The organism is Sphingobium tyrosinilyticum (genome assembly GCF_042654265.1).
In the GTDB taxonomy this organism is placed as follows: domain Bacteria; phylum Pseudomonadota; class Alphaproteobacteria; order Sphingomonadales; family Sphingomonadaceae; genus Sphingobium; species Sphingobium tyrosinilyticum.
The window spans coordinates 1-19,221 of sequence record NZ_JBHSFZ010000019.1; the positions used below are offsets into that span (position 1 = coordinate 1).

The 19,221-nt window shown below is 59.3% G+C and carries 18 protein-coding genes and 2 pseudogenes; 11 read left to right on the plus strand and 9 right to left on the minus strand.

The features are described 5' to 3' along the window. The coding region (locus ACFO3E_RS10130; RefSeq protein WP_380804374.1) for an electron transfer flavoprotein subunit alpha/FixB family protein at window positions 1-209 on the plus strand (209 nt) is incomplete at its 5' end. Between the two features lie 315 nt (window positions 210-524). Next, entirely contained in the window at window positions 525-914 is a 390-nt protein-coding gene (locus ACFO3E_RS10135; RefSeq protein WP_380804376.1) for an EthD domain-containing protein, read from the plus strand. Between the two features lie 150 nt (window positions 915-1,064). Here ACFO3E_RS10135 and ACFO3E_RS10140 read toward each other — a convergent pair whose 3' ends face one another. The 4 genes from ACFO3E_RS10140 to ACFO3E_RS10155 form a co-directional block, all read right to left on the minus strand. Continuing rightward, on the minus strand, window positions 1,065-1,622 hold the full coding sequence (locus ACFO3E_RS10140) for a nuclear transport factor 2 family protein (RefSeq protein ID WP_380804379.1): 558 nt from the start codon (window positions 1,620-1,622) through the stop codon (window positions 1,065-1,067). A gap of 208 nt (window positions 1,623-1,830) precedes the next feature. Continuing rightward, window positions 1,831-2,502 (minus strand): TetR/AcrR family transcriptional regulator, encoded by a 672-nt coding sequence (locus ACFO3E_RS10145; RefSeq protein ID WP_380804382.1) that lies wholly within the window; start codon window positions 2,500-2,502, stop codon window positions 1,831-1,833. 144 nt (window positions 2,503-2,646) lie between these two features. Then, window positions 2,647-3,096 carry a nuclear transport factor 2 family protein gene (locus ACFO3E_RS10150; protein ID WP_380804384.1) on the minus strand — a complete coding sequence of 150 codons (450 nt, stop codon included), beginning with the start codon at window positions 3,094-3,096 and terminating at the stop codon, window positions 2,647-2,649. Window positions 3,097-3,176: 80 nt separating this feature from the next. Continuing rightward, complete coding sequence (locus tag ACFO3E_RS10155) at window positions 3,177-3,785, minus strand: TetR/AcrR family transcriptional regulator (protein ID WP_380804387.1); 609 nt, start codon at window positions 3,783-3,785, stop codon at window positions 3,177-3,179. Window positions 3,786-3,941: 156 nt separating this feature from the next. On the opposite strand from ACFO3E_RS10155, the gene ACFO3E_RS10160 reads away from it, so the two are divergent. Continuing rightward, on the plus strand, window positions 3,942-5,159 hold the full coding sequence (locus ACFO3E_RS10160; RefSeq protein WP_380804389.1) for a cytochrome P450: 1,218 nt from the start codon (window positions 3,942-3,944) through the stop codon (window positions 5,157-5,159). 195 nt (window positions 5,160-5,354) lie between these two features. On the opposite strand, the gene ACFO3E_RS10165 is transcribed toward ACFO3E_RS10160, so the two are convergent. Together ACFO3E_RS10165 and ACFO3E_RS10170 are read right to left on the minus strand one after the other, a co-directional pair. Next, on the minus strand, window positions 5,355-5,735 hold the full coding sequence (locus ACFO3E_RS10165) for an NADPH-dependent F420 reductase (RefSeq protein WP_380804391.1): 381 nt from the start codon (window positions 5,733-5,735) through the stop codon (window positions 5,355-5,357). A 196-nt stretch (window positions 5,736-5,931) separates the two neighbouring features. Beyond that, the gene (locus ACFO3E_RS10170) at window positions 5,932-6,093 is read right to left on the minus strand and encodes an NAD(P)-binding domain-containing protein (RefSeq protein WP_380804393.1); all 162 of its coding nucleotides are present in this window, start codon (window positions 6,091-6,093) and stop codon (window positions 5,932-5,934) included. A 378-nt stretch (window positions 6,094-6,471) separates the two neighbouring features. On the opposite strand from ACFO3E_RS10170, the gene ACFO3E_RS10175 reads away from it, so the two are divergent. Then, window positions 6,472-8,685 (plus strand): TonB-dependent receptor, encoded by a 2,214-nt coding sequence (locus ACFO3E_RS10175; RefSeq protein ID WP_380804396.1) that lies wholly within the window; start codon window positions 6,472-6,474, stop codon window positions 8,683-8,685. A 350-nt stretch (window positions 8,686-9,035) separates the two neighbouring features. Next, window positions 9,036-9,935 carry an LLM class flavin-dependent oxidoreductase gene (locus ACFO3E_RS10180; protein ID WP_380804399.1) on the plus strand — a complete coding sequence of 300 codons (900 nt, stop codon included), beginning with the start codon at window positions 9,036-9,038 and terminating at the stop codon, window positions 9,933-9,935. A gap of 215 nt (window positions 9,936-10,150) precedes the next feature. On the opposite strand, the gene ACFO3E_RS10185 is transcribed toward ACFO3E_RS10180, so the two are convergent. The 3 genes from ACFO3E_RS10185 to ACFO3E_RS10195 are packed head-to-tail and all read right to left on the minus strand — an operon-like array spanning window position 10,151 to window position 13,211. Next, window positions 10,151-10,897, minus strand: coding sequence for an SDR family NAD(P)-dependent oxidoreductase (locus ACFO3E_RS10185; protein WP_340268095.1), 747 nt, complete (start codon window positions 10,895-10,897; stop codon window positions 10,151-10,153). A 12-nt stretch (window positions 10,898-10,909) separates the two neighbouring features. Next, complete coding sequence (locus ACFO3E_RS10190) at window positions 10,910-11,980, minus strand: phosphotransferase family protein (RefSeq protein ID WP_380804403.1); 1,071 nt, start codon at window positions 11,978-11,980, stop codon at window positions 10,910-10,912. Further along, window positions 11,973-13,211, minus strand: a complete 1,239-nt coding sequence (locus tag ACFO3E_RS10195; RefSeq protein WP_380804406.1) for an acyl-CoA dehydrogenase family protein — start codon at window positions 13,209-13,211, stop codon at window positions 11,973-11,975. The genes ACFO3E_RS10190 and ACFO3E_RS10195 overlap by 8 nt, the downstream gene beginning before the upstream one ends. Window positions 13,212-13,515: 304 nt before the next feature. Here ACFO3E_RS10195 and ACFO3E_RS10200 point away from each other — a divergent pair, with 304 nt between their 5' ends. From ACFO3E_RS10200 to ACFO3E_RS10225, 6 genes and pseudogenes are all read left to right on the plus strand, one after another. Beyond that, a complete protein-coding gene (locus ACFO3E_RS10200; protein ID WP_380804409.1) occupies window positions 13,516-14,463 on the plus strand; it encodes an NAD-dependent epimerase/dehydratase family protein in 948 nt (315 codons plus the stop codon). Window positions 14,464-14,694: 231 nt separating this feature from the next. Further along, entirely contained in the window at window positions 14,695-16,278 is a 1,584-nt protein-coding gene (locus ACFO3E_RS10205) for a class I adenylate-forming enzyme family protein (protein ID WP_380804412.1), read from the plus strand. A gap of 169 nt (window positions 16,279-16,447) precedes the next feature. After that, a pseudogene (locus tag ACFO3E_RS10210) lies at window positions 16,448-16,651 on the plus strand (FAD-dependent oxidoreductase); the annotation flags it as partial. Between the two features lie 534 nt (window positions 16,652-17,185). Continuing rightward, on the plus strand, window positions 17,186-17,947 hold the full coding sequence (locus ACFO3E_RS10215) for an SDR family NAD(P)-dependent oxidoreductase (RefSeq protein ID WP_380804415.1): 762 nt from the start codon (window positions 17,186-17,188) through the stop codon (window positions 17,945-17,947). Between the two features lie 40 nt (window positions 17,948-17,987). Further along, complete coding sequence (locus ACFO3E_RS10220; RefSeq protein ID WP_380804418.1) at window positions 17,988-18,566, plus strand: nuclear transport factor 2 family protein; 579 nt, start codon at window positions 17,988-17,990, stop codon at window positions 18,564-18,566. Between the two features lie 386 nt (window positions 18,567-18,952). Then, window positions 18,953-19,221 (plus strand): annotated as a pseudogene (locus tag ACFO3E_RS10225) (hypothetical protein); the annotation flags it as partial.

Consider the following 19,221-nt stretch of genomic DNA (forward strand, 5'->3'; position numbering starts at 1 on the left):
AGGTTGGCCAGACCGGCAAGATCGTGGCGCCGGAAGTCTATATCGCGGTCGGCATTTCCGGCGCGATCCAGCATCTGGCGGGCATGAAGGACTCAAAGACTATCGTCGCCATCAACAAGGATGAGGATGCGCCGATCTTCCAGGTGGCGGACATCGGCCTGGTCGGCGACCTGTTCAAGGTGGTGCCGGAGCTGACCGGAAAGCTTTAAGCAAAATAGGTGTCTTTTCTTGAAGTTCAGTGGGCAAGACAGCCCAGATTCCTGTGAGTTTGATCGACACGATGACCGCCGAGGACGTGCGCGATTTGATGTGGCGACGGTCGAACATCGCTTTGGCCAGGTGAGTGCCTCACGATCGAAGACGAAAAGGTCGAGCTTGGTCGCTTTGTGGACGTGCGTGACAAGGGATTGATGCGCAAAGTGAAAAGCCGGGGCGCTTCAAACCCCCTGGGGTAGGAAGAAGATGTGCGGTAGTCCGGTCCGGCTGCCGGCCTACACTTCCCCCGATAAGAAGAGGATGCGTTGATGCACAAGCTGATGATGTTCATGAAACGGAAGGAAGGCATTTCCTTCGAGGACTTCCGGGCGCATTACGAAAATGTCCACATACCCATGGTGGCGAGATGGGTGGGGCCTTACATGACTGACTTCAAACGCTACTATCCGAAGAATGCCGTCAACCTCTATGCCGGCCGTCCCGACGCTGACCAAGCGCCGCTGGATGATGGCGGCGTCGATTATGACGCGGTGTCCATCTATACCATCAAGGATGAGGCCGCTTTGCAGGAGATCTTGCGAATATCATCAGATCCCGAATTCACTCAGCTTGTGACGAAGGACGAAGCGAACTTCGCCGATCGCGGCAGATCGCGGCAGACGCTAACCGAGGAAATCACGGGAAGCGGGCTTATCTGAGTCGAGTCTCGTGGCAATCCGAAGGGTGTGATTGATTGATCAGCAATAGCGTTGGCTAAGAGCAGCGGGGGAAGTAACTACCCCGCCGACAGCTTTCAATGATATCGGACTTCAGACACGCGCGTGCTGGATGGCCGCGCGCTGCCTGATCTATACCACTGGATCATGATGCGGCGGCCGCGCCATGGGCGGGCTTGCATACCAATCCTTATAGATGGGATCGTCCGGGTAACGGGCTCCCCAATTCGACGTCTCGGGAACGCCGGTCAGCCCCCAGTTCGTGGTGAATTCCCTGGCATCGCACCAGTCCCAGATGCAGGTGCGGCGAAGGACTTTCCATACGCCGTCCCGCTTTTCGCAAAGATCACGGTAACGGCCCGCATGAAAGAAGTTCACCTCCGGTTCCTTGAACGCGACCACGCACAAGAACATGCTTTCCCGCTTCGCGCGATCGCCGTCGATCTCCGACAGAACATTGCTGACATGATGGCTGCAGGAAAAGATCTTGTCCCGCCACTGGCTTACCGCGTCGGCCCAGCCCGGTCCGGAGCCGATATAGCCGCCATGATCGTCGGTCGAATCCGGCCAATAGGTGTCGCGAATGCCCTCAATGTCCATCCGGTCAGCAGCCCGACAATATGTCGTCAGATTGTCGTTCAGTAATTTTGTGTCGTACAATTCGGCCAGCTGCGCGTCGGTGAGGGACATATCACATCTCCAAGTGTAGGATATAGTGACTACACACATCAGCGAGCCCGTTCAATGAGTCGCCTATAATTCAATAGGAAGCCGACCGGATCGGGCTTATTCCGTGGAAGGGCACGGCGACGCGGACGCCGAGGCGCCGCGCTCAATGGAGTTCGCAATCCAGGAGGTCTGGCGGCAGTGAGCATCAGCGATAGGGACTGACGCTGGGTCAGCCCGTTGCCTGCCTCGCGACGCTATCCTGGTCGACGTCCAACAGATCCTTCACCGCTTCGTGGAGTCGTGCGACATAGGAGTTGCTAGCATAAGGCTGAATCAGACTGATGTGATGGACGCAGCAGTCATAGATTGCCGCCACGCCATCGGAGGTCTCATCCAGGCTGGACCGCGCCGCGCCCAGGCGGTTGACCCACACAGCCCACATATTCTCACCGAGAATCTTGGGGCTGTTTGGCGCCTTCATGGGCTCGATGTCGCCGCAGGCGATCGCGTTCTCAATACGCTGGACCGATCCGCCGATTGCCGTGTGCATGATGCGGCGGTAACTTTCGGCCAGATGCGGATCGGTTGCGGTAAAATAGGTGAGGGATTCAAAAAAGAAGTGATAGCGCCACATCAGGCTAAAAAGGTTCACCATATATCCCGCGAGATGCTTCGCGCCGGGATTTCGGGGGGTTGTCAGCACCTCAGCCGCCTCGATCTCGAGACGATCTATGAGCGAATAGATGATGTCCTGTTTCTTCGCGAAGTGATAGGTGAGGTTCCCCGGGCTGATTCCCAAGTCAGAGGCGATCTTGTAGATCGCAACCCTGTCGACCCCGTTGCTGTTGAAAAGCCGGAGGGCCGTCGCCAAAATCCGGTCAGGGGTAGATTCCGCACTCAAACTGATGATCCCTATATTTTTGGTATTTAGCATCTAGACCCGATCTGGCCAATCCGTCAACTAGCGTCCCTCCCCTTTCACGGCGTCGAAAGGTCGATGCTACGTTCGTTGTGGGCTCGGGGATAAAAGGAACCGCGCGCCCCTTCACCAGCCTTGGCCGAAGGGCGCAACGGCCGAAGCCGAGCATTTCAGGCTTTTGATGCGCCAGCCTTCCCCCGTGCGGACGAACAGGTTTTCATAGAAGGCGGTGGTCCACATCGATCCCAGATTGCGGCGATTGAAGACAACTGCGACGTGCCAGCGTCCCGTGGCTTGATCGCCTTGGACTTCGATATGAGGATTTCCAAGCAGATGATAGGAATAGGGGTAGAGCGTGTCGTCGTCGAACCGTTCCCGAATGGCCGCTGATCCCACAAGCGGGGGAGAGTCGGTGGCAACGATGTGAAACACGGCGTCCCCGGTGAAAAGCCTGCTGATTTCCTCGCCTTTGTGCGGTTTGTCGCGACTGCTATCAGCCAATTCGGTATAGCGGGTCTTTAGCCGTACGATCTCCTGCACATCCTCGATGCGGCGGACGCGCTCGTCGATGGTCATCACTCTCTCCTTCCTTTCATGGTAACCCGGCAAACATGCCAAGCGCTATGGCGGCGCGGGCGCGCCAAACCTCGTTCCCGCTAGGGCCCCAACAGGCCCCGCAGAGCCAATCCAAATCCGTCGGCAAGCAGCTTTCGATCACTGACAGGATGTGTGCCCGCGTGTATCAGCAGTGCGCGGACGACCACCAGCAACATCTCGACCCGCGCATCGGCCTCTGCGGGGAGCAGGCCTTTCACCGCCGTTCGGACGATCTTGCGCGCCTCATGACGAAACTCCCTGTCGACGCGCAGGACGAGGGAGGCGAATTTGGCGTTGCGCGCCGACTCTGCGAGCACCTCCAGCGCCAGCGCGGCCCGATCATGGTCGAGCAGCCACATGATCCGGTCCTGAAAGGCCGCTATGATGCCAGGAACATCCAGCTGTTCATGATGGCCCAGTTCGGTGACGTGGAACATGAAGTCTTCAAAGTCCCGCTCGCTGAGCGCCACCATGATCGCCTCCTTGTTTTCAAAATATTGGTAGATATGTCCGACGCTCATCCCTGCCTCGGCGGCAATGCGGCTCATGCTCGCCGCATGAAATCCATCGGCGCGGACACAGGCCCGGGCTGCGTCCAGAATTTGTGCCTGCCGCCTTTCGACACGCTGTTCCTGGCGCGATGCTGCTGCTTCCGTTTTTGCCATCATCTTCTGTCCCTACACCTTCGGCGCGGCCAATGCCATATAAGTAAGAATGAACGATCATTCTTTTTCTTTGACTCTGAGGCGCCGCAAGCGTAACTTGCAGGCACACGGTTGGGCGTCGACACCACGCTTGCCGATGGTGAGACCAGGAGAGGCCCCATGACATCGTTGCCTAGCTTTGCGGATCCCGAGATCCAGAAATGCCCCTTCCCGTTTTATGACAGGCTTCGGGAGGAGCAGCCGGTTTTCCATGACCCTGAAACAGGTCATTATGTGCTCACCCGATATGACGATGTCCGCAAGGCCTTGCTGAGCCCAGCGGTCCTCAGCAATCGAACGCCTTTCCTGGGCGACCGCTGGAGCCCCGAAGCCAACCAGATGTTTGCAAAGGAAGGCTGGCTGCCGATGGACACGCTGGTGTCCAATGATCCACCCGACCATCGCATATACCGTACCCTGGTGGACAAGGTTTTCACGCCCGCCAAGGTGGCGGCGCTAGAGCCGCGGATCATGGCGATCATCGCGGAATTGATTGACGGTTTCGCCGATCGGGAGGAAATCGACTTCGTCGAAGAATTTGCCGTGCCGCTGCCCATGTATGTGATTGCTGAGCAGCTCGGCGTGCGGCGTGAGGATCGCGTGATCTTCAAGCGGTGGTCGGACGCGGGGGTGGAGACGACCGGCCCGGTGACGCCCGAGCGGCAATTGGAGCTCGCCGCCGTCCTGATCGAGATGCAGCGCTATATGGCCCACGAGATCGAAAGGGTCCGCGCGGCTCCCAACGGCATGTTGCTCAGCCGCCTCGTCAATCTGGATACTGATGGACGGCAGCTCACCAATCAAGAGTTGCAGAGCCTGATCCTCCAGATACTGGTGGCGGGCAACGAGACCACGACGACCACGCTGGCGTCAGGCATGCGGCTGATGATCGAGCGGCCCGAACTGGCCGAAGCCTTGCATGACGATCCATCCCTTGCAAAGGCGATGGGCGAAGAGGCGCTGCGGACGGCCTCGCCCTTGCAGTGCCTGTGGCGCAAGGCTCTGGCAGACGTGCAATTTGGGGACGTGACCATCCCGGCCGATTCGATCGTCGAAATGCGCTTTGGCGCGGCCAATCGCGACCCCGCCCAATTTGGCTGCCCTGCCGAAGTGGACCTGCATCGCAAGAACGCCAACAGCCATCTCGCTTTCGGCGCGGGCATCCATATGTGCATCGGCAATCAGCTGGCACGGGGCGAGCTGCGGCTCGGCTTCCAAGCCCTGACGCAGCGCTTCACCAATTTCCGCTTGAGTCGGGGCGAAGATAGTTGTCGGCCACTGGAAGGCTATACGCCCTATGGTTTGCGGCAGCTCTGGATGGCTTTCGACAAGAGATAGAGCCCGGGATGATTCGGCCTTAGCAGCTCCTGAGCCTCGAGAGGTGCGGCGTCAAGGAGTTGGAGCAATTATCGAACCCACGGTGTCGGGTCGAAATCTGTAGGCTCGTACCGCACTTGGCTCTAGGCGCATCTAGAAAAGCGGAAGGGGCGGCGGCAAGCCCATGTCAGCTGCCGCTCCGTCGCACGCTATGGCCTATTTGGGCGCGGTGCCTGCGAGATTCTTCGCGATAACGTCGTCATGGCTCAATGTGGCGCCTGATTCGAAGAAATATTTGATCAGCGTCTCACGCTGCTGGGGCGCCATGTCCTTGTCAGCCTGAGCCAGCGCTTTTTGCAACTCGTCCCGGGTGAGTTCGGTGCAATAAGCGGGCGTGCCCGGCTGCTGGCGCCATGAATCTGCGAGGCGGCCCGCATCGACCGGATCGAAGCCGGCGTCATCGACCAGCTGCATGGCGATCGTCTTGCCACGTGCATCGTCGCCCGCGACGGGCAGGGCGATCCGGCCGAGTGTCCCGCTAGGCTTGCCCCTCTTTGCCTGGGTATATGCCGGAGCGGCGTTGAACGCCTTCACCACTGGACGGCGGAACTGCTCGCTGACCCATTGGCTTTCCGGCTTGCCATTCTGCAGTTCCTCGATCGCATTTTCGCGGAAGGGGTATAGTTGGACGTGTCGACGATGGTGACGTCAGGCGAGACTTTCGCTAGTTGTGGCGCCAGCTCGGGAATCGCAATGCTCGGCACGGAGACTATCAGTGCATCAACGCCCTTTATCACCCCATCGATGCCACGGCGGTCGCGCCGGCCTGTGCCACCTTGTCGCGAATAGCGTCCACGCCCTGCGCGTCGGCGACCAGCACCTCATGGCCGGCTGCGATCAGGTTCTTCGCAACACTGGTGCCGATATTGCCTGCGCCGATCACGCCAATCTTCATGATGTTCTTCCTTTGCTGAAATGCGCTGTTGATCGATGGGGAGCCGCTCTGATCGAAACGGGGGGCTTCATGCCGCCATCGCTCCGTCGCTGATCATGTCGCGGCAAAATGCCCCTGTCATGCGGGCGTGCGACGGAATTGCTTCAAGGGAATAGTACTCAGATACCTACCTCAAGCCAGGTCGGCTCGACGCTGTCCGCCGAGCAGCCGGCTCCACCATGTGTCGAGGTATCTATACAACTGGATCCGACGAATTTGGGCGGCTTCTTAGTTTCCCTTGCGGCCAAATCGCAAGTGTGATAGTGCATAGGTCCTCTATACTAGATGGGGCCGAGGGTATGTTTGAGGCCAAAGCATCGTAACATGGGAGGGGAATTGATGAGAAAGATTGGACCTGTGGCGGTCGCGCTGAGCGCGCTGCTTGCATCCACCAGCTATGCCCAAACCTCTGCAAGTGCGCCGCAGGCGTCGGGCGGCGGTTCTGAGGTGCCGGCGGAAATCGTCGTCACCGCCCAGCGCAGGTCTGAAAGCATTCAGCAGACGCCGATCGCAGTCACCGCGGTGACTGCAGAGGCCATCCAGAGCCTGGGCATCACCGAAATCAAAGATATCGCGTCAATTACGCCTGGAGCGAGCTTCACCACGACCAATGGCTTCTTCACGCCCCGCATTCGCGGCATTGGCGTGGATTTCGTATCAGTAGGGCTGGAGTCGCCGGTCGCCATCTATGAAGACGGCGCGTATCTCACGCGAACGCTTACCGTTAACGAGATTGTCGACAATTTCGATATCGGCAGCATCCAGGTGCTGCGCGGCCCACAGGGTACCCTCTACGGTCGTAACGCGACGGGTGGCGTCATCATCATCAACAGCGCCGACCCCACGGATAAGTTCGAAGGTCGTGTGCGTGCCGAATATGGCAACTTCGATCACCAGCAGCTTAATGGTATGATCAACCTGCCACTCGGACAAGATCTTTCCTTACGGGCGAGCGCGACCTACAAGCATGATGATGGCTATGTCCGCAACCTGATCACCGGCGGCAAGGCTGGCGGCGGGCGCACCTACAGCGCTCGAGCGAAGCTGCGCTGGCAGCCGGGCAATGCCGACATCATCGTGGGCGGCGAATATTATGACACGGCCTATCGCCTTGGCCCGCTCCAGTCGCTGCATCGTAACGATTCGAGCTGCCTCGCCTGTGTCCTCTTTCCGGGCTCGGTCGGACCCAATGCCGCCGACCTGTTCGTTACTGAGAGCGTTGTCAGCCTGCAACCCGTCAGGACCAAGTTCTACGGCGCCACGCTCAAGATGACGTTTGACTTCGACACGTTCGAGTTGGGGAGCACGACAACCTATCGCAAGCAGAAAACAACTGACAGCGCCGGCGACGCCGACCTGACATCGGTCCCAGGTTTCGAATTCGGGGTACCAAAGTCGGGCGGCAGATCTTATACTCAGGATCTTCAGGTCACATCGAAGCTCGACGGCATGTTCAACTATATTTTCGGCTTGAGCTATCTGGACGACAAAGGCATTTTCAATACCCGCTTCATCGGCGATCCGGCCTTAGGGCTGGGCGGTACTGGCTTCACCGTCGACACCGCCCTTGGGGCGGATAATACCGCGAAGACAAGGTCTTTCGCTGCCTTCGCTGAAGGTTATTTCCAGTTGGCCGAGAATATCAAGGCCACTGTCGGCGGACGTTACACCTATGAAGAGCGGTCTGCCGATGCTGTAGTGTTCGGTTTCCCGATCTCCACATTGAACGTGGCGCAGCGGGCATTCACGCCGCGCTTTGTCCTGGCATGGAACAAGGGCCCAACCAACCTCTATTACAGCTATACGCGTGGCTTCAAGGCGGGCGGATTCCCCGGACCGATCTTCGGGCCGATCGCTCCCGTACAGCCGGAGAAGATCTTCAGCCACGAAGTGGGCGTCAAACAGGCCCTGTTCAACAACCGGCTCCGCCTGAATGCAGCCGCTTTCTACTTCAAGAACAAGGGCCTGCAAACACAGACTATTGACCTTCAGTCAGGCGGGACCAAGACGGCCAATGCAGGCGCGCTGGAAAATTACGGTATCGAAGTCGAAGCGCAGGCCTTCCCTGTTGAGGGTCTGACCCTTGGACTTAGTGGCGCCTGGCAGCATGCCCGGTTCAAGCCCTATACCAATGCCGCGATCGCCTGTTTCGATCCGAACACCATTCCGACCATGAGCCGGTGCTTCACCGATCTGACCGGCACGCCTCCGCCGCAGGCTCCGGATTGGTCGGGATCGTTCAACGCGAGCTATGAATTCCCGATCGGCTCTTGGACGGGATCGCTGTCAGGCATCGCTCAATATCGCTCATCCGTATATTATACGCCGGGCGCGGGCGGCGAGTTGATGGCTGACCGGGACGGTGAGCGCTTCCTCGTCAACGCCTCAGGCTATATCAGCCCTCCGGGTGAAAAGCTTCGCATCGGCTTTTACGCAAATAATGTGTTCAACAAGAAATATGTGAACTTCATCCAGACCGACACGACGTTCGGCGTGTATCATAATGCTGCGAGGCCGCGCACCTACGGTATGCGTCTGGAATACGCATTCTGATGCTCGATAAAGGTGGGATGGCCTGACAATTGCAAGATCTCACGGCGCCACTCGGCACCGTGAGTTTTTTTCGATCGAGAGGCAGTTTTCGGTCATCCGACCGGCCAAGCCTGCTTCCGTACTGATCAACAAGATCCGGCTGCGGTGGGTGCCGCTCCAAGCATCTGCATGCCCGAATGTTCCAGCGCCATCTCTTACCCGCTTTTCACGTGAGAAGATTATTTCATTTGCCGTTAAGACGCGCTATTTCGTAGGTGATAGGTCCTAGGCGATATAGGTCATGCCGAGCAGCATCGGCTGCGAGAGTTGTGAGCACCCACGGCGCACATTTTTGAACAAGGAGATTATCGATGCCGCAGATCGGGGTCCTTCTGGACCAGCATGCCTACAACCTGCCGGGCAAGGCTCTGGCGGAAACGGCAAATTTTGTCGAAAGTCTGGGTTTCGAAAGCGTCTGGCTGCTGGATTCCTTCAGCCGAGATCCCTTTCTCACGGCATCCTTCATTCTTAGCAAGACGGAAAAGCTGAAAGTCGGCACCGGCGTCGCTACGGTCTACAGCCGCGATGCCATGGCCACCGTGCAGGCGCGCGAGACGCTGTCCGAATATTATCCCGGTCGATTCATCATGGGACTGGGCGCGTCCAACGAGACGATCGTGCAGATGCGCGGCGGCTCTTGGAAGCCGCCGGTCCAGAAGATGTCGGAATATCTGGGCGCGATGGCGAAGACGCAGCTGTTCCATCCTGCGCCCGAGCAGCTTGCCCCGCTTCACATCGCGGCCCATGCGCCGGGACTGCAGAAGCTGGCGCGCGAGTATGCAAATGGCATCGTCACCTGGATTCTGCCGGTGGACAGCGTTCGCACCGCCGCCGAGAATGTCAGGCCAACCCTTGAGGTGACTGCCAATTTCCCCTGCGTGCTCAATTCAGATCCGGCGGCGGCTCGCGCTATTGGCCGAGAGTTCTTGTCGGCTTATCTCAAGATCGACTATTATCGTGCCGCCTACACCAAGATCGGCTTTGGCCCCGAAGACTTCGAGAATGACGGCAGCGACCGGCTGATCGACGCCATCGTGGCATGGGGCGACGCCGCCAAGATCAAGCAGCGCGTCGACGAATATGCGGCGGCAGGGGCCACCCGCGTCGTGCTCAATCCGATCCGCGCTTCGCGCGGTGAGGTGGCGGGGTCGGAATATAATGCGGACGCTGACCTGGAGAGCCTGACGGAGCTTGCGCCCGTACTCCTGTAATCGCGCCTTCGCGAATATCGACACGGTTCCTTCCGGCCTTCCGGCCTCGCGGCCGGAGGGCACTCCCTGCCCCGTCACAACCAAATCCGCAGCTGGAGAGCGAGCTGATTTATGACAAGCTCGACTGCGCAGGGAGCCGGTCTGCGTCTAAAAGCAGGATCAGTGGAGATGTGGACTCGCAAGCAGCAGGTGCAGAGGTGGCGGCGGAGCGGACTTTAGGGCCGTCCGCCGTCGACCTGGATCATCGCGCCGGTCGTGAAGCTGGAATGTTCCGAGGCCAGATACATGACCGTCGAGACGATTTCTTCAGGCTCACCATAGCGCTTGATCGCCGACTTGATGTTCTTTTCCTTTTCCGGCGACCAGGCCTTGGCGATGTCGGTTCTGAAGCTGCCGGGAAGGATGGCGTTGACGCGCACCTTGGGCGCATATTCGAACGCGTGGGCGATCGTCAGCGCATTGAGCGCCGCCTTCGCGCCGGAATAGGGGGCATATTCGGGCTGCGGCCGGATCGACCCGATCGAGGAAATGTTGATGATGCTGCCGCCGTCGCCCTCGACCATGCGGCTCGCCACCAGCGACGTGGCCCGGAACGGACCCTTGAAGTTCACGCCGATCACCTTGTCGAACAAGGCTTCTGGCGTCGCGAGGGAACTGTCGGAAATCGGCGACATGCCGGCATTGTTGACCAGAATGTCGACCTTGCCGAAATGCGCATAGGCCGCATCCACCATCCGGTCGATGTCGTCCCAGCGGCCCAGATGCGCGCCGATGCCCAGCGCCTTCACGCCGAACGTCGCCTCGATCTCGGTCGCGAGCTGCTCACAATTTTCCGCATTGCGGCTGGCGATCACCACATTGGCGCCCTGTTCCGCGAACGCCCGGCAAATCGCCGCGCCCAGACCGCGGCTGCCGCCGGTGACCAGCACGACCTTGCCGCTGAAATCGAAATATTGTTTCATGATCGTACCTTGTCAGGATTCGGTAAGGGTCTTGCGGGCCAGTGCGGCGATGGCGAAGACGCGGTCCTGGGTGTGCCTCACGTTGCGATTCACGCCCGTGCCTATGCTTGCCCGTTTCAGTATGCCCTGGATCATCACCGCGTAGCGGAACTGCACGAAGCCGAAATAGAAGCCGAGATGCGGAATCGCGCTGATGCCCATCCGCTGGCAATAGCGGTCCACATAGGCATCCAGGCTGGGGATGCCGAGCGCATCTAGATCATGGCCAAGCAGCGTCGTGGCGCTTCCTTCGGCGAAACCCAACGGTTCCCACCAGGCGCGCGTATTGTGGGCGAGGTCGATATAGGGGTTGCCGAGCGTGGACATTTCCCAGTCCAGCGCTGACACGACCTTCGGTTCCGCCCGGTGGACCATGGCGTTATACAGGCCAAAGTCGCCGTGAAGGATGACTGTGGGTTCGCTTTCGGGAAGACGATCATGCAGCGCCTGCATGAGCCAGTCGATATCGGGCACGTCGACCAGCTTGGACTGTTCGTAATTGCTGCACCAGCGCTTGAGGTTGCGCGCGGTGAAGCCGGTTTCCTTGCCGAAGCCTTCGAGACCGACCGCCTTGTAGTCCAGCTTGTGTAAGTCGGCGAGATAGGCGCTCATCGAATCATAGATGGCCGTGCGGTCGACCTTCTCTATGCCCGGCAGATCGGCGTTCCAGAACACGCGGCCGTCGATGAATTCGGTAATATAGAAAGCTGACCCGATGATGCTTTCATCGTCGCAATAAAGTGCGGGGCGTGGGACGGGGAAGCCCGCGTCGGCCAGCGCCTTGGTCACGCGATATTCGCGATCAATTGCATGTGCCGACGCGAGCAGCTGGCCTGGCGGCTTGCGGCGCAACACGTAGCTCTTGCCCTGGCCGACCAGTTTGTAGGTGGGATTGGATTGCCCGCCCTTGAACTTTTCGACGCGGAAATCGCTACCCAGCCCCTCGACGCGCGATGCAAGGTAGGCGCCGAGCTTATGCTTGTCGAGCGCGAGATGTTCGGGAGGCGCTTCCGTCCCGGTGAGCAGGTCCTGCCGATCAGCCATTGGTCGCGACCTCATTCCTGGCCGGAAGATATTTCATGAGCTCATTGCGCGCGATCACGCGGTTGTGGACCTCATCCGGCCCGTCGCCGATGCGCATCACCCGCAGCCGCGCGAAGGTGTAGCCAAGACCGAAATCATCGCACATCCCCGCCGCGCCATAGGCCTGCTGCACCACGTCACAGAGCTGTTGCGCCAGTTCGGGCACGATGACCTTAATCTGGGAGATTTCGTTGCGAGCGTTCTTCACGCCCACGGTGTCCATCAGCCAAGCGGTCTTGTACACGAGCAGGCGGCTCATTTCAATGTTGATGCGCGCGCGCGCGACGCGTTCCTTCCACACGCTTTCATCGGACAGGCGCTTGCCGAACGCGACGCGAGAGGTAAGGCGCGTGCACAGCTTTTCCAGCAGCCGTTCGGCCACGCCGATGATCCGCATCGCGTGATGGATGCGGCCCGGCCCGAGGCGCCCCTGCGCGATCTCGAACCCGCGCCCTTCGCCCAAGATGACGTTTTCGGCGGGCACCCGGACATTTTCGAACAGGATTTCGGCATGGCCGTGCGGACGGTCATGATAGCCGAAGATGGGGAGCGAGCGCACCAGCGTGACGCCGGGCGTGCTGGGCTCCACCAGGATCTGCGTCTGCTGGAGGTGAGGGGGGGCCGTCGGATCGGTTTTGCCCATCACGATAAAAATCTTCGTGCGCGGGTTATAGGCGTTTGTGATCCACCATTTGCGCCCGTTGATGACATAATGGTCGCCATCGCGCTCGATCCGGGTCTCGACATTGGTCGCGTCGGAAGAGGCCACCGCCGGCTCGGTCATGGCGAAGCACGACTTGATCTCGCCCGCCAGCATGGGCTTGAGCCATTTTTCCTGCTGCTCCGGGCTGCCATAGAGCGAGAGCACGTCCATATTGCCGCTGTCGGGCGCGTTGCAGTTGAACACTTCCGACGCCCAGTGCACCCGGCCCAGCGCTTCGGCGATCGGCGCATAGTCAAGGTTGCTCAGCCCCGGCCCATGGCGCGTGTCATGCATGTGCATGTTCCACAGACCCGCCTCACGCGCTTTCTGCTGCAGTTCCAGCATGAGCGGCGGAACGCGCCAGGGATCATTGGTCTCGTCGCCGAGCTGCTCCTCATAGAGCTCTTCGTTCGGATAGACATGCAGTTCCAGAAACTTCTGAACCCGTTCCAACCACTCCTGGCCGCGCGGACTGAAAGCGAAATCCATATCAAGCTCCGTTAAAGGTCGAGGCGAAGAACAAATCAGACGACATTCGCGCCAAGCAATGAGGTAGGGCAGGAGATTCGTCAGGAGATGCGGGTGGCCCGACGGGAAGGCGGCGTGACCATAAGCATTTTAGACCCCCGTGCCCCGACCCAAGCGCGGACAAAATGTGTGCACCTAAATCCCCTTGTGCTTCTCCTCGACATGCAGGTAGGTTATAGGTCCTAGGCATGCGATGTCAATTACAGACTGCGTCAGCGTGGTCGCGGCGCGCTAGCTGGACGAGGGTCGGAATGAAGAGGATGCGATGGCAAATATCTTGGTAACGGGGGGCACGGGCAATATCGGGATGTATGCCGTGGCCGAGTTCTGCCGTCGCGGCCACAATGTGGTCGTGTTCGACCAGGCGGCGGCTTCCCCCGTGTTGCAGGCGCTGGCGCCGTCCGCTCTCCTCGTGCAGGGCGATATCGTCGATGCCGGTCAGATCACCGAAGTGGTGCGTGCTCACGACATTGACCATATGCTGCATCTGGCTGCATTTCTCGGCCCCGAATCCTCGACCGACCCGATCCGTGCGCTCGAAGTGAACTGTTATGGCACGGCCAATATCTTCGAGGCTGCGCTGCGCCACGGCGTCAAGCGGGTCTGCTGGTCGAGTTCGATCGCCGCGCTTGGCGTCATGCCCGATTATGACGGGCGGCTGGTGGATGAAAATTATCGCGTCGCTCCCACCACGCCCTATGGCGCGAGCAAATATTATTGCGAATTGATGAGCGGCATTTATCTTTCGCGCGGCCTCCACATTCGGTGCGTGCGGCCGGTCTTCGCCTTTGGCCTGGGGAAATTGTCCGGCAGTTGGGGCGCCAATTACAACCGTATCATCTACAATGCGGCAACGGGGCGATCCTCCATCTTTCCCGCTTGGTCCAAGAACGGGCTTCAGATCATCTACAATAAGGACCAAGCGCAATTCTGCGTTGATGCGACGCTGGCGCCCAACCTGTCCAACTGGCTGTTCAACACCCCGACGGAGAAGCCCTTTTCGGAAGAGGAATTCATCGCACTGATCCGGGCGGTGGTACCCGATGCCGACATTTCGCTTAGCCCCGAGCCGCCATTTGGGTCGGCCTTTCCGCCCAATGTCGATGGCAGCCGCGCGATCGACGAGATCGGGTTCAAGGCAGAATATGGAGTGCAGGCCGGCATAAGGGAGATGGTGGACTATTATCGCGCGCATCCGGACCAGGGGCTCTGATGCGGCTCGGCGTGAGCACCGATGGGGGGCGTGGTGCGGCGGACCTGGACTGGACGCCGTTCCCTCTGCACAAGGATAAAATTCGCTTCCGCGTGGCGAGGCGTCTGGATATCGCCCGATTGCTGCTATACCGGGGATTGAGGGCAAGGCCCGCCTGCCGGTTAGGAAATAGTGTCTACCCCTTATCACGGCCTGTATGGCTTGAGAGCGAAAGAGAGACGAGGAAAACAGATGAATGAGGCACATTCGTCGGTGCAGGATCGATCGAAGATCCGGGACTGGACCATCGGTCAGCTTCTGGACAACGCCGCCGCGAACGCCGGCGATAGGATCGCCGTAAAGGATGGTGCCCTGGTCTGGACCTACCGGGAATTGCAGGCGGATTCGCAGCGGCTGGCGCGCTTCCTCCTGACGCAGTTCAAGCCGGGCGAGCATGTCGCGATCTGGGGCGCCAACAGCGCGCCCTGGCTCCTTTATGAGATGGCGGCCGCGCTTGCCGGTATCGTGCTGGTGACGCTTAATCCCGCGCTGCGTGCGGCGGAAGTGGAATCGCTGCTCAAGCAGAGCCAGTCGGTGGGCCTGATAACCGATGAGGAATATCGCGGCGTGTCGATGACAGGCATCGTCGACGAAGTCCGGCCGTTCCTGCCGCTGCTGCGCGCCGTGCTGCTTACCCGCGACTGGCGCGATCACATCGCCGAGGCACCCGACGATATGCCCAGCGTCAATGTCACGCCGGACGACACCGCGCTTATCCTCTACACGTCCGGGACGACCGGGCTTCCCAAGGGCGTCAAGCTTCATCACCGCGGCATAGTGAACAATGCCCTGCTGGGGTCGGAACTGTACAAGCTGGAGGATGGCCTGCCGTGGCTGGGCGTCATGCCCTTCTTCCATATCGGCGGATCCGTCACGACGATACTGGGCTGCATCGCGCGGTGCAGCACCCATGTGGTGCTACGCGCTTTCGATCCGGCGGAGGTTCTGCGCCTGATCGAACAGGAGAAGGTCGCCTGGTTCCCCTGCGTGCCGACAATGGCGATAGCGCTTATGGAACATGCCGATTTCGACAAGACGGACCTGTCGTCGCTCGAAGTGATCCAGACCGGCGGTACGACCGTGGCACCCGAATTCGTGCGCCGCTTGCGAGATCGCTTTCATGCCGATGTGCAGATCATGTTCGGCCAGACCGAAGCCGGGGGCGTGATGTGCAAATCCTTGCGTGGCGACCCGGTGGAGGTCATCGCCGGGACGGTGGGCAAGCCCTATCCCTTTACCGAACTCAAGATTTCCGACGTGGCGACCGGCGCATCATTGGGCATAGATGAGATCGGCGAAATCCGCATCCACAGCCCCTATATTACGCGGGGATATTTCGACAATCCGACCGCCACCGCCGCAGCCTTCGATGAGGATGGTTTCCTGTGCACCGGCGATCTGGGCACTGTGGATGACAAGGGTTATGTCCGCGTGACCGGGCGGCTCAAGGAGATGATCATCCGCGGCGGCGAGAATATCTATCCGCGGGAAATCGAGGACAGGCTGGGCGATTATCCGGGCATCGCCGAATGCGCGGTGGTGGGCGTGCCGCACGAGCGGTGGGGCGAAGAGGTGGCCGTGGCCATCCGGTGCCATGCGGGAACGACAATCGAGATCGATGAAGCGCGCGAGTTCCTGCTCAACCGGATCGCGCGGCACAAGGTGCCCAAGATTTGGCGTCTCGTGACCGATTTTCCCCGGACAGCGTCGGGCAAGATTCAGAAGTTCGAAGTCGTGAAGTTTTTTACGACATCCGATGACAATGGTCAGGGCTGACACGCCTTTGGGCTCGCTCGATGGCAGAAGCGTGCCCCGCACCAACTATTCTCGGCAAGAGGTTGACGCTGCGGTCATGATTCTTCGTCGGCAGGGGTGGCTAGTATCGAAGTAGCACGGCGCCCGCATTGGAAAGAGGGAAATGGGCCGGACATTGGATGGAGTAAAAATGAATGAAGGGGAATCGATGCGCTATGACATCGCTGTCGTCGGCGGTGGGCCCGCAGGACTGTCGGCGGCCATTCGGCTGCAGCAGCTTGCAAACGAGGCGGGACAGGAGCTGGCGGTATGCGTATTGGAAAAGGGATCGGAGATCGGGACTCACATCCTTTCCGGGGCGATTATCGATCCCAAGGCGATTGATGAGGCGGTCCGGCAAATAGCGTCCAACAACGCTCATATGGAGAAACCAGGTGAATATGGAAGGCAATAAAAGGCGGGCTGTGCAGGACTTGGCTGAGTGCCATCGGTAGGGGCGACACGGGAATCTTCGCCAGCTTGGTGGCGGAGGACTTCACGCATGAGTTTCTGGGCAGCACTGTTTTTGCAACGAAGAAGCGGAATCTCGCTGAAATGCTGGATATGGTGCGGTCGTTCAGATCATCGATGGTGAGCGACGGAAAGTTCACGGTACAGGAGGCGCCGAGCAGGGCGACTTGCTCCTAGCCTTTTTCAAGAGCGAATGTGAACTTGTTGGCGGCAAGAGATATAATGGTATCTATGCCGGGTCCTTTCGCTTCACGGGTGATAAAATAGTTTCATTTGCTGAACTGATGGATACAAAGTTGACCGACAGTGTGATGGCCTAGGCTGACGCTGCGCGTTGGTGGACGAAAAAATGAACGAACGAAAAACCGCTAGGGCTTACTGGTTCACAGCAGTGAGCTCCGGCCGAGAGGAACGGTAAATGAAGCAAAATTTTGAGGGACGCTCGATCCTGGTCACCGGCGGGGCGAGTGGCATTGGCCGATCGGTTGCACTGCTGTGCGGAGAGGCAGGCGCTGCTGTGACTGTGACCGATGTGAACAGTGAACAGGGTACACAGGTCGCCGAAGAAATCGTCCAGAAGGGCGGCCAGGCGCAGTTCGTTCAGTTGGACGTTGCGGACGAGGCACAGCATCATGCTGCGGTGGCGGCAGCCGTGAAGGCGTTCGGCAAGCTTGACGGTTCCTGCAACGCGGCAGGAAAGCCGTTCCAGGGGCGGCTAATGCATGAGATCGATCCGGACTTCTGGGAACGCGTTTATGCGCTCAATCTGCGCAGCGTGTTCTTCTCCATTCGGGCGCAGGTGCCGGCAATGCTGCAGGGGGGCGGGGGCTCGATCGTCAATGTCGCGTCGACCGCAGGAGTCGCCGCCTTCCCAGCTGGAGCTGATTATTGTGCGGCGAAGGGAGGCGTTTTGTCCGCGACGCGCGCAGCTGCTCTCGACTATGCGAAGCTTGGCATCCGCGTGAATTCGGTTCTTCCAGGCGCGACGCGTACAGCTATGATGCAGGGTCAGTTCGACGCGTTCGAAGGTCTTGAGGAAATGGTGATGGCGGGGTCCCCGATGGGCCGCTTGGCAGAGCCGAATGAAATCGCATACGCCATTCGCTGGCTGCTGTCTGATGAAGCCAGCTTCGTGACCGGCAGCATGATGGTCGTCGATGGTGGCCTGACCGCGGCATGAATGTGCCGATCGCTTGCGATAACGTACCACGAGAAGAAAAATGGATAGTCAATCAGCTGCAATTGAGCTGTTGCTGGACCATCAGCAAATTACGAACGTCATCCATCGGTATTGCCGCGCAGCGGACAGGCTGGATGTTGAGCTGTTTCGGACGACTTTCTGGGGGGATGGCGGCTTCGATGGTGGTCCCGCTGAGGGGCCTGCTGTCAAGATCATACCCCATCTGTTTGAAAACCTGATGCCGGACATGTGGGAGGCAAGTCAGCATAGCATCTCCAACATCCTGATCGAACTCGAGGGAGATCGGGCTTTGGTCGAGAGTTACTTGACGGCCTTTCACCTGTCCCACCCCACTCATGCGAGCCGGGCGGCGCTACTGGGGGAGAAGAATGCTCTGGCTGCGGGCTTCAAGGATGACGATGTGATCGAGTTCATCTTCGGAGGTCGCTATATCGACGTCTTCGAGAAAAGAAGCGGCGAATGGCGGATTTTAAACCGCAAGATCGTGCCTGGGTTCAACCGTGTCGAACGTTACACCGGCATCAGGGACGGGGGGCAATATGATCTTCTGAAGCATCGCTCCTCGCGAGACCGCGATGATCCGGTCTACGCTCGGTAGAACTGATTGGAGTTTTTGCACTAACGCGGTCAATACTGGATTTCCGATGTAATTACGGCATCCCGCATGACTGAAGGGACGGGTCGGACAATCGATGTGGCCGGCAGGGAGGCAATCGATTTCCGTCACCCGTATGTTCGATAGGTCAGGGCATGAAGAAACATGGCTGAACCGAGACCACAAGCTTCGGCCAATGGGTGAGAGAGACCTTCATCCCCGCATTAAAACATACTGAATAAAATGGGGAGACTGGGCTCAAATATCACTCCAATCTCTAGCCTTTGTTATTCACCCGACGGAGACTGAAGTGTTGGCGGGAGTAGCGCAAGGCTCTGTTCTGAAATAGGAAATTGGGTGTCGAAGCCATTCCCTGCACAGGACAGAAAATGCCACCGGCCACCCCCACCGAGAACATCGATGGCGCGCCTCTGATTTCGTTTCCAGCGATCCATCGCAAGAAGGTCACGGCTGCCTTCGACGGCGGGCGGTTGACCTCGGACGGCGGGGTTCTGCTGCTGGCTCAAGCCGAGCGCACGATGGGGATTCCCACCAACCCCCTGCGCGCCAATCCCGACATCGTCGCTGCCGCCGATGCCTGCGCCGTCAAGCGTGCCGAACAGGACCGGGTGGTCCTGCGCTGCTATGCCGAGATCCG

Bases quoted from the DNA above. Each gene is read 5' to 3' on its own strand.
- ACFO3E_RS10135 (WP_380804376.1), top strand. From the start codon at position 525: ATGCACAAGCTGATGATGTTCATGAAACGGAAGGAAGGCATTTCCTTC.
- ACFO3E_RS10140 (WP_380804379.1), bottom strand. From the start codon at position 1,622: ATGTCCCTCACCGACGCGCAGCTGGCCGAATTGTACGACACAAAATTA.
- ACFO3E_RS10150 (WP_380804384.1), bottom strand. From the start codon at position 3,096: ATGACCATCGACGAGCGCGTCCGCCGCATCGAGGATGTGCAGGAGATC.
- ACFO3E_RS10155 (WP_380804387.1), bottom strand. From the start codon at position 3,785: ATGATGGCAAAAACGGAAGCAGCAGCATCGCGCCAGGAACAGCGTGTC.
- ACFO3E_RS10160 (WP_380804389.1), top strand. From the start codon at position 3,942: ATGACATCGTTGCCTAGCTTTGCGGATCCCGAGATCCAGAAATGCCCC.
- ACFO3E_RS10170 (WP_380804393.1), bottom strand. From the start codon at position 6,093: ATGAAGATTGGCGTGATCGGCGCAGGCAATATCGGCACCAGTGTTGCG.
- ACFO3E_RS10175 (WP_380804396.1), top strand. From the start codon at position 6,472: ATGAGAAAGATTGGACCTGTGGCGGTCGCGCTGAGCGCGCTGCTTGCA.
- ACFO3E_RS10180 (WP_380804399.1), top strand. From the start codon at position 9,036: ATGCCGCAGATCGGGGTCCTTCTGGACCAGCATGCCTACAACCTGCCG.
- ACFO3E_RS10185 (WP_340268095.1), bottom strand. From the start codon at position 10,897: ATGAAACAATATTTCGATTTCAGCGGCAAGGTCGTGCTGGTCACCGGC.
- ACFO3E_RS10190 (WP_380804403.1), bottom strand. From the start codon at position 11,980: ATGGCTGATCGGCAGGACCTGCTCACCGGGACGGAAGCGCCTCCCGAA.
- ACFO3E_RS10195 (WP_380804406.1), bottom strand. From the start codon at position 13,211: ATGGATTTCGCTTTCAGTCCGCGCGGCCAGGAGTGGTTGGAACGGGTT.
- ACFO3E_RS10200 (WP_380804409.1), top strand. From the start codon at position 13,516: ATGGCAAATATCTTGGTAACGGGGGGCACGGGCAATATCGGGATGTAT.
- ACFO3E_RS10205 (WP_380804412.1), top strand. From the start codon at position 14,695: ATGAATGAGGCACATTCGTCGGTGCAGGATCGATCGAAGATCCGGGAC.
- ACFO3E_RS10215 (WP_380804415.1), top strand. From the start codon at position 17,186: ATGAAGCAAAATTTTGAGGGACGCTCGATCCTGGTCACCGGCGGGGCG.
- ACFO3E_RS10220 (WP_380804418.1), top strand. From the start codon at position 17,988: ATGGATAGTCAATCAGCTGCAATTGAGCTGTTGCTGGACCATCAGCAA.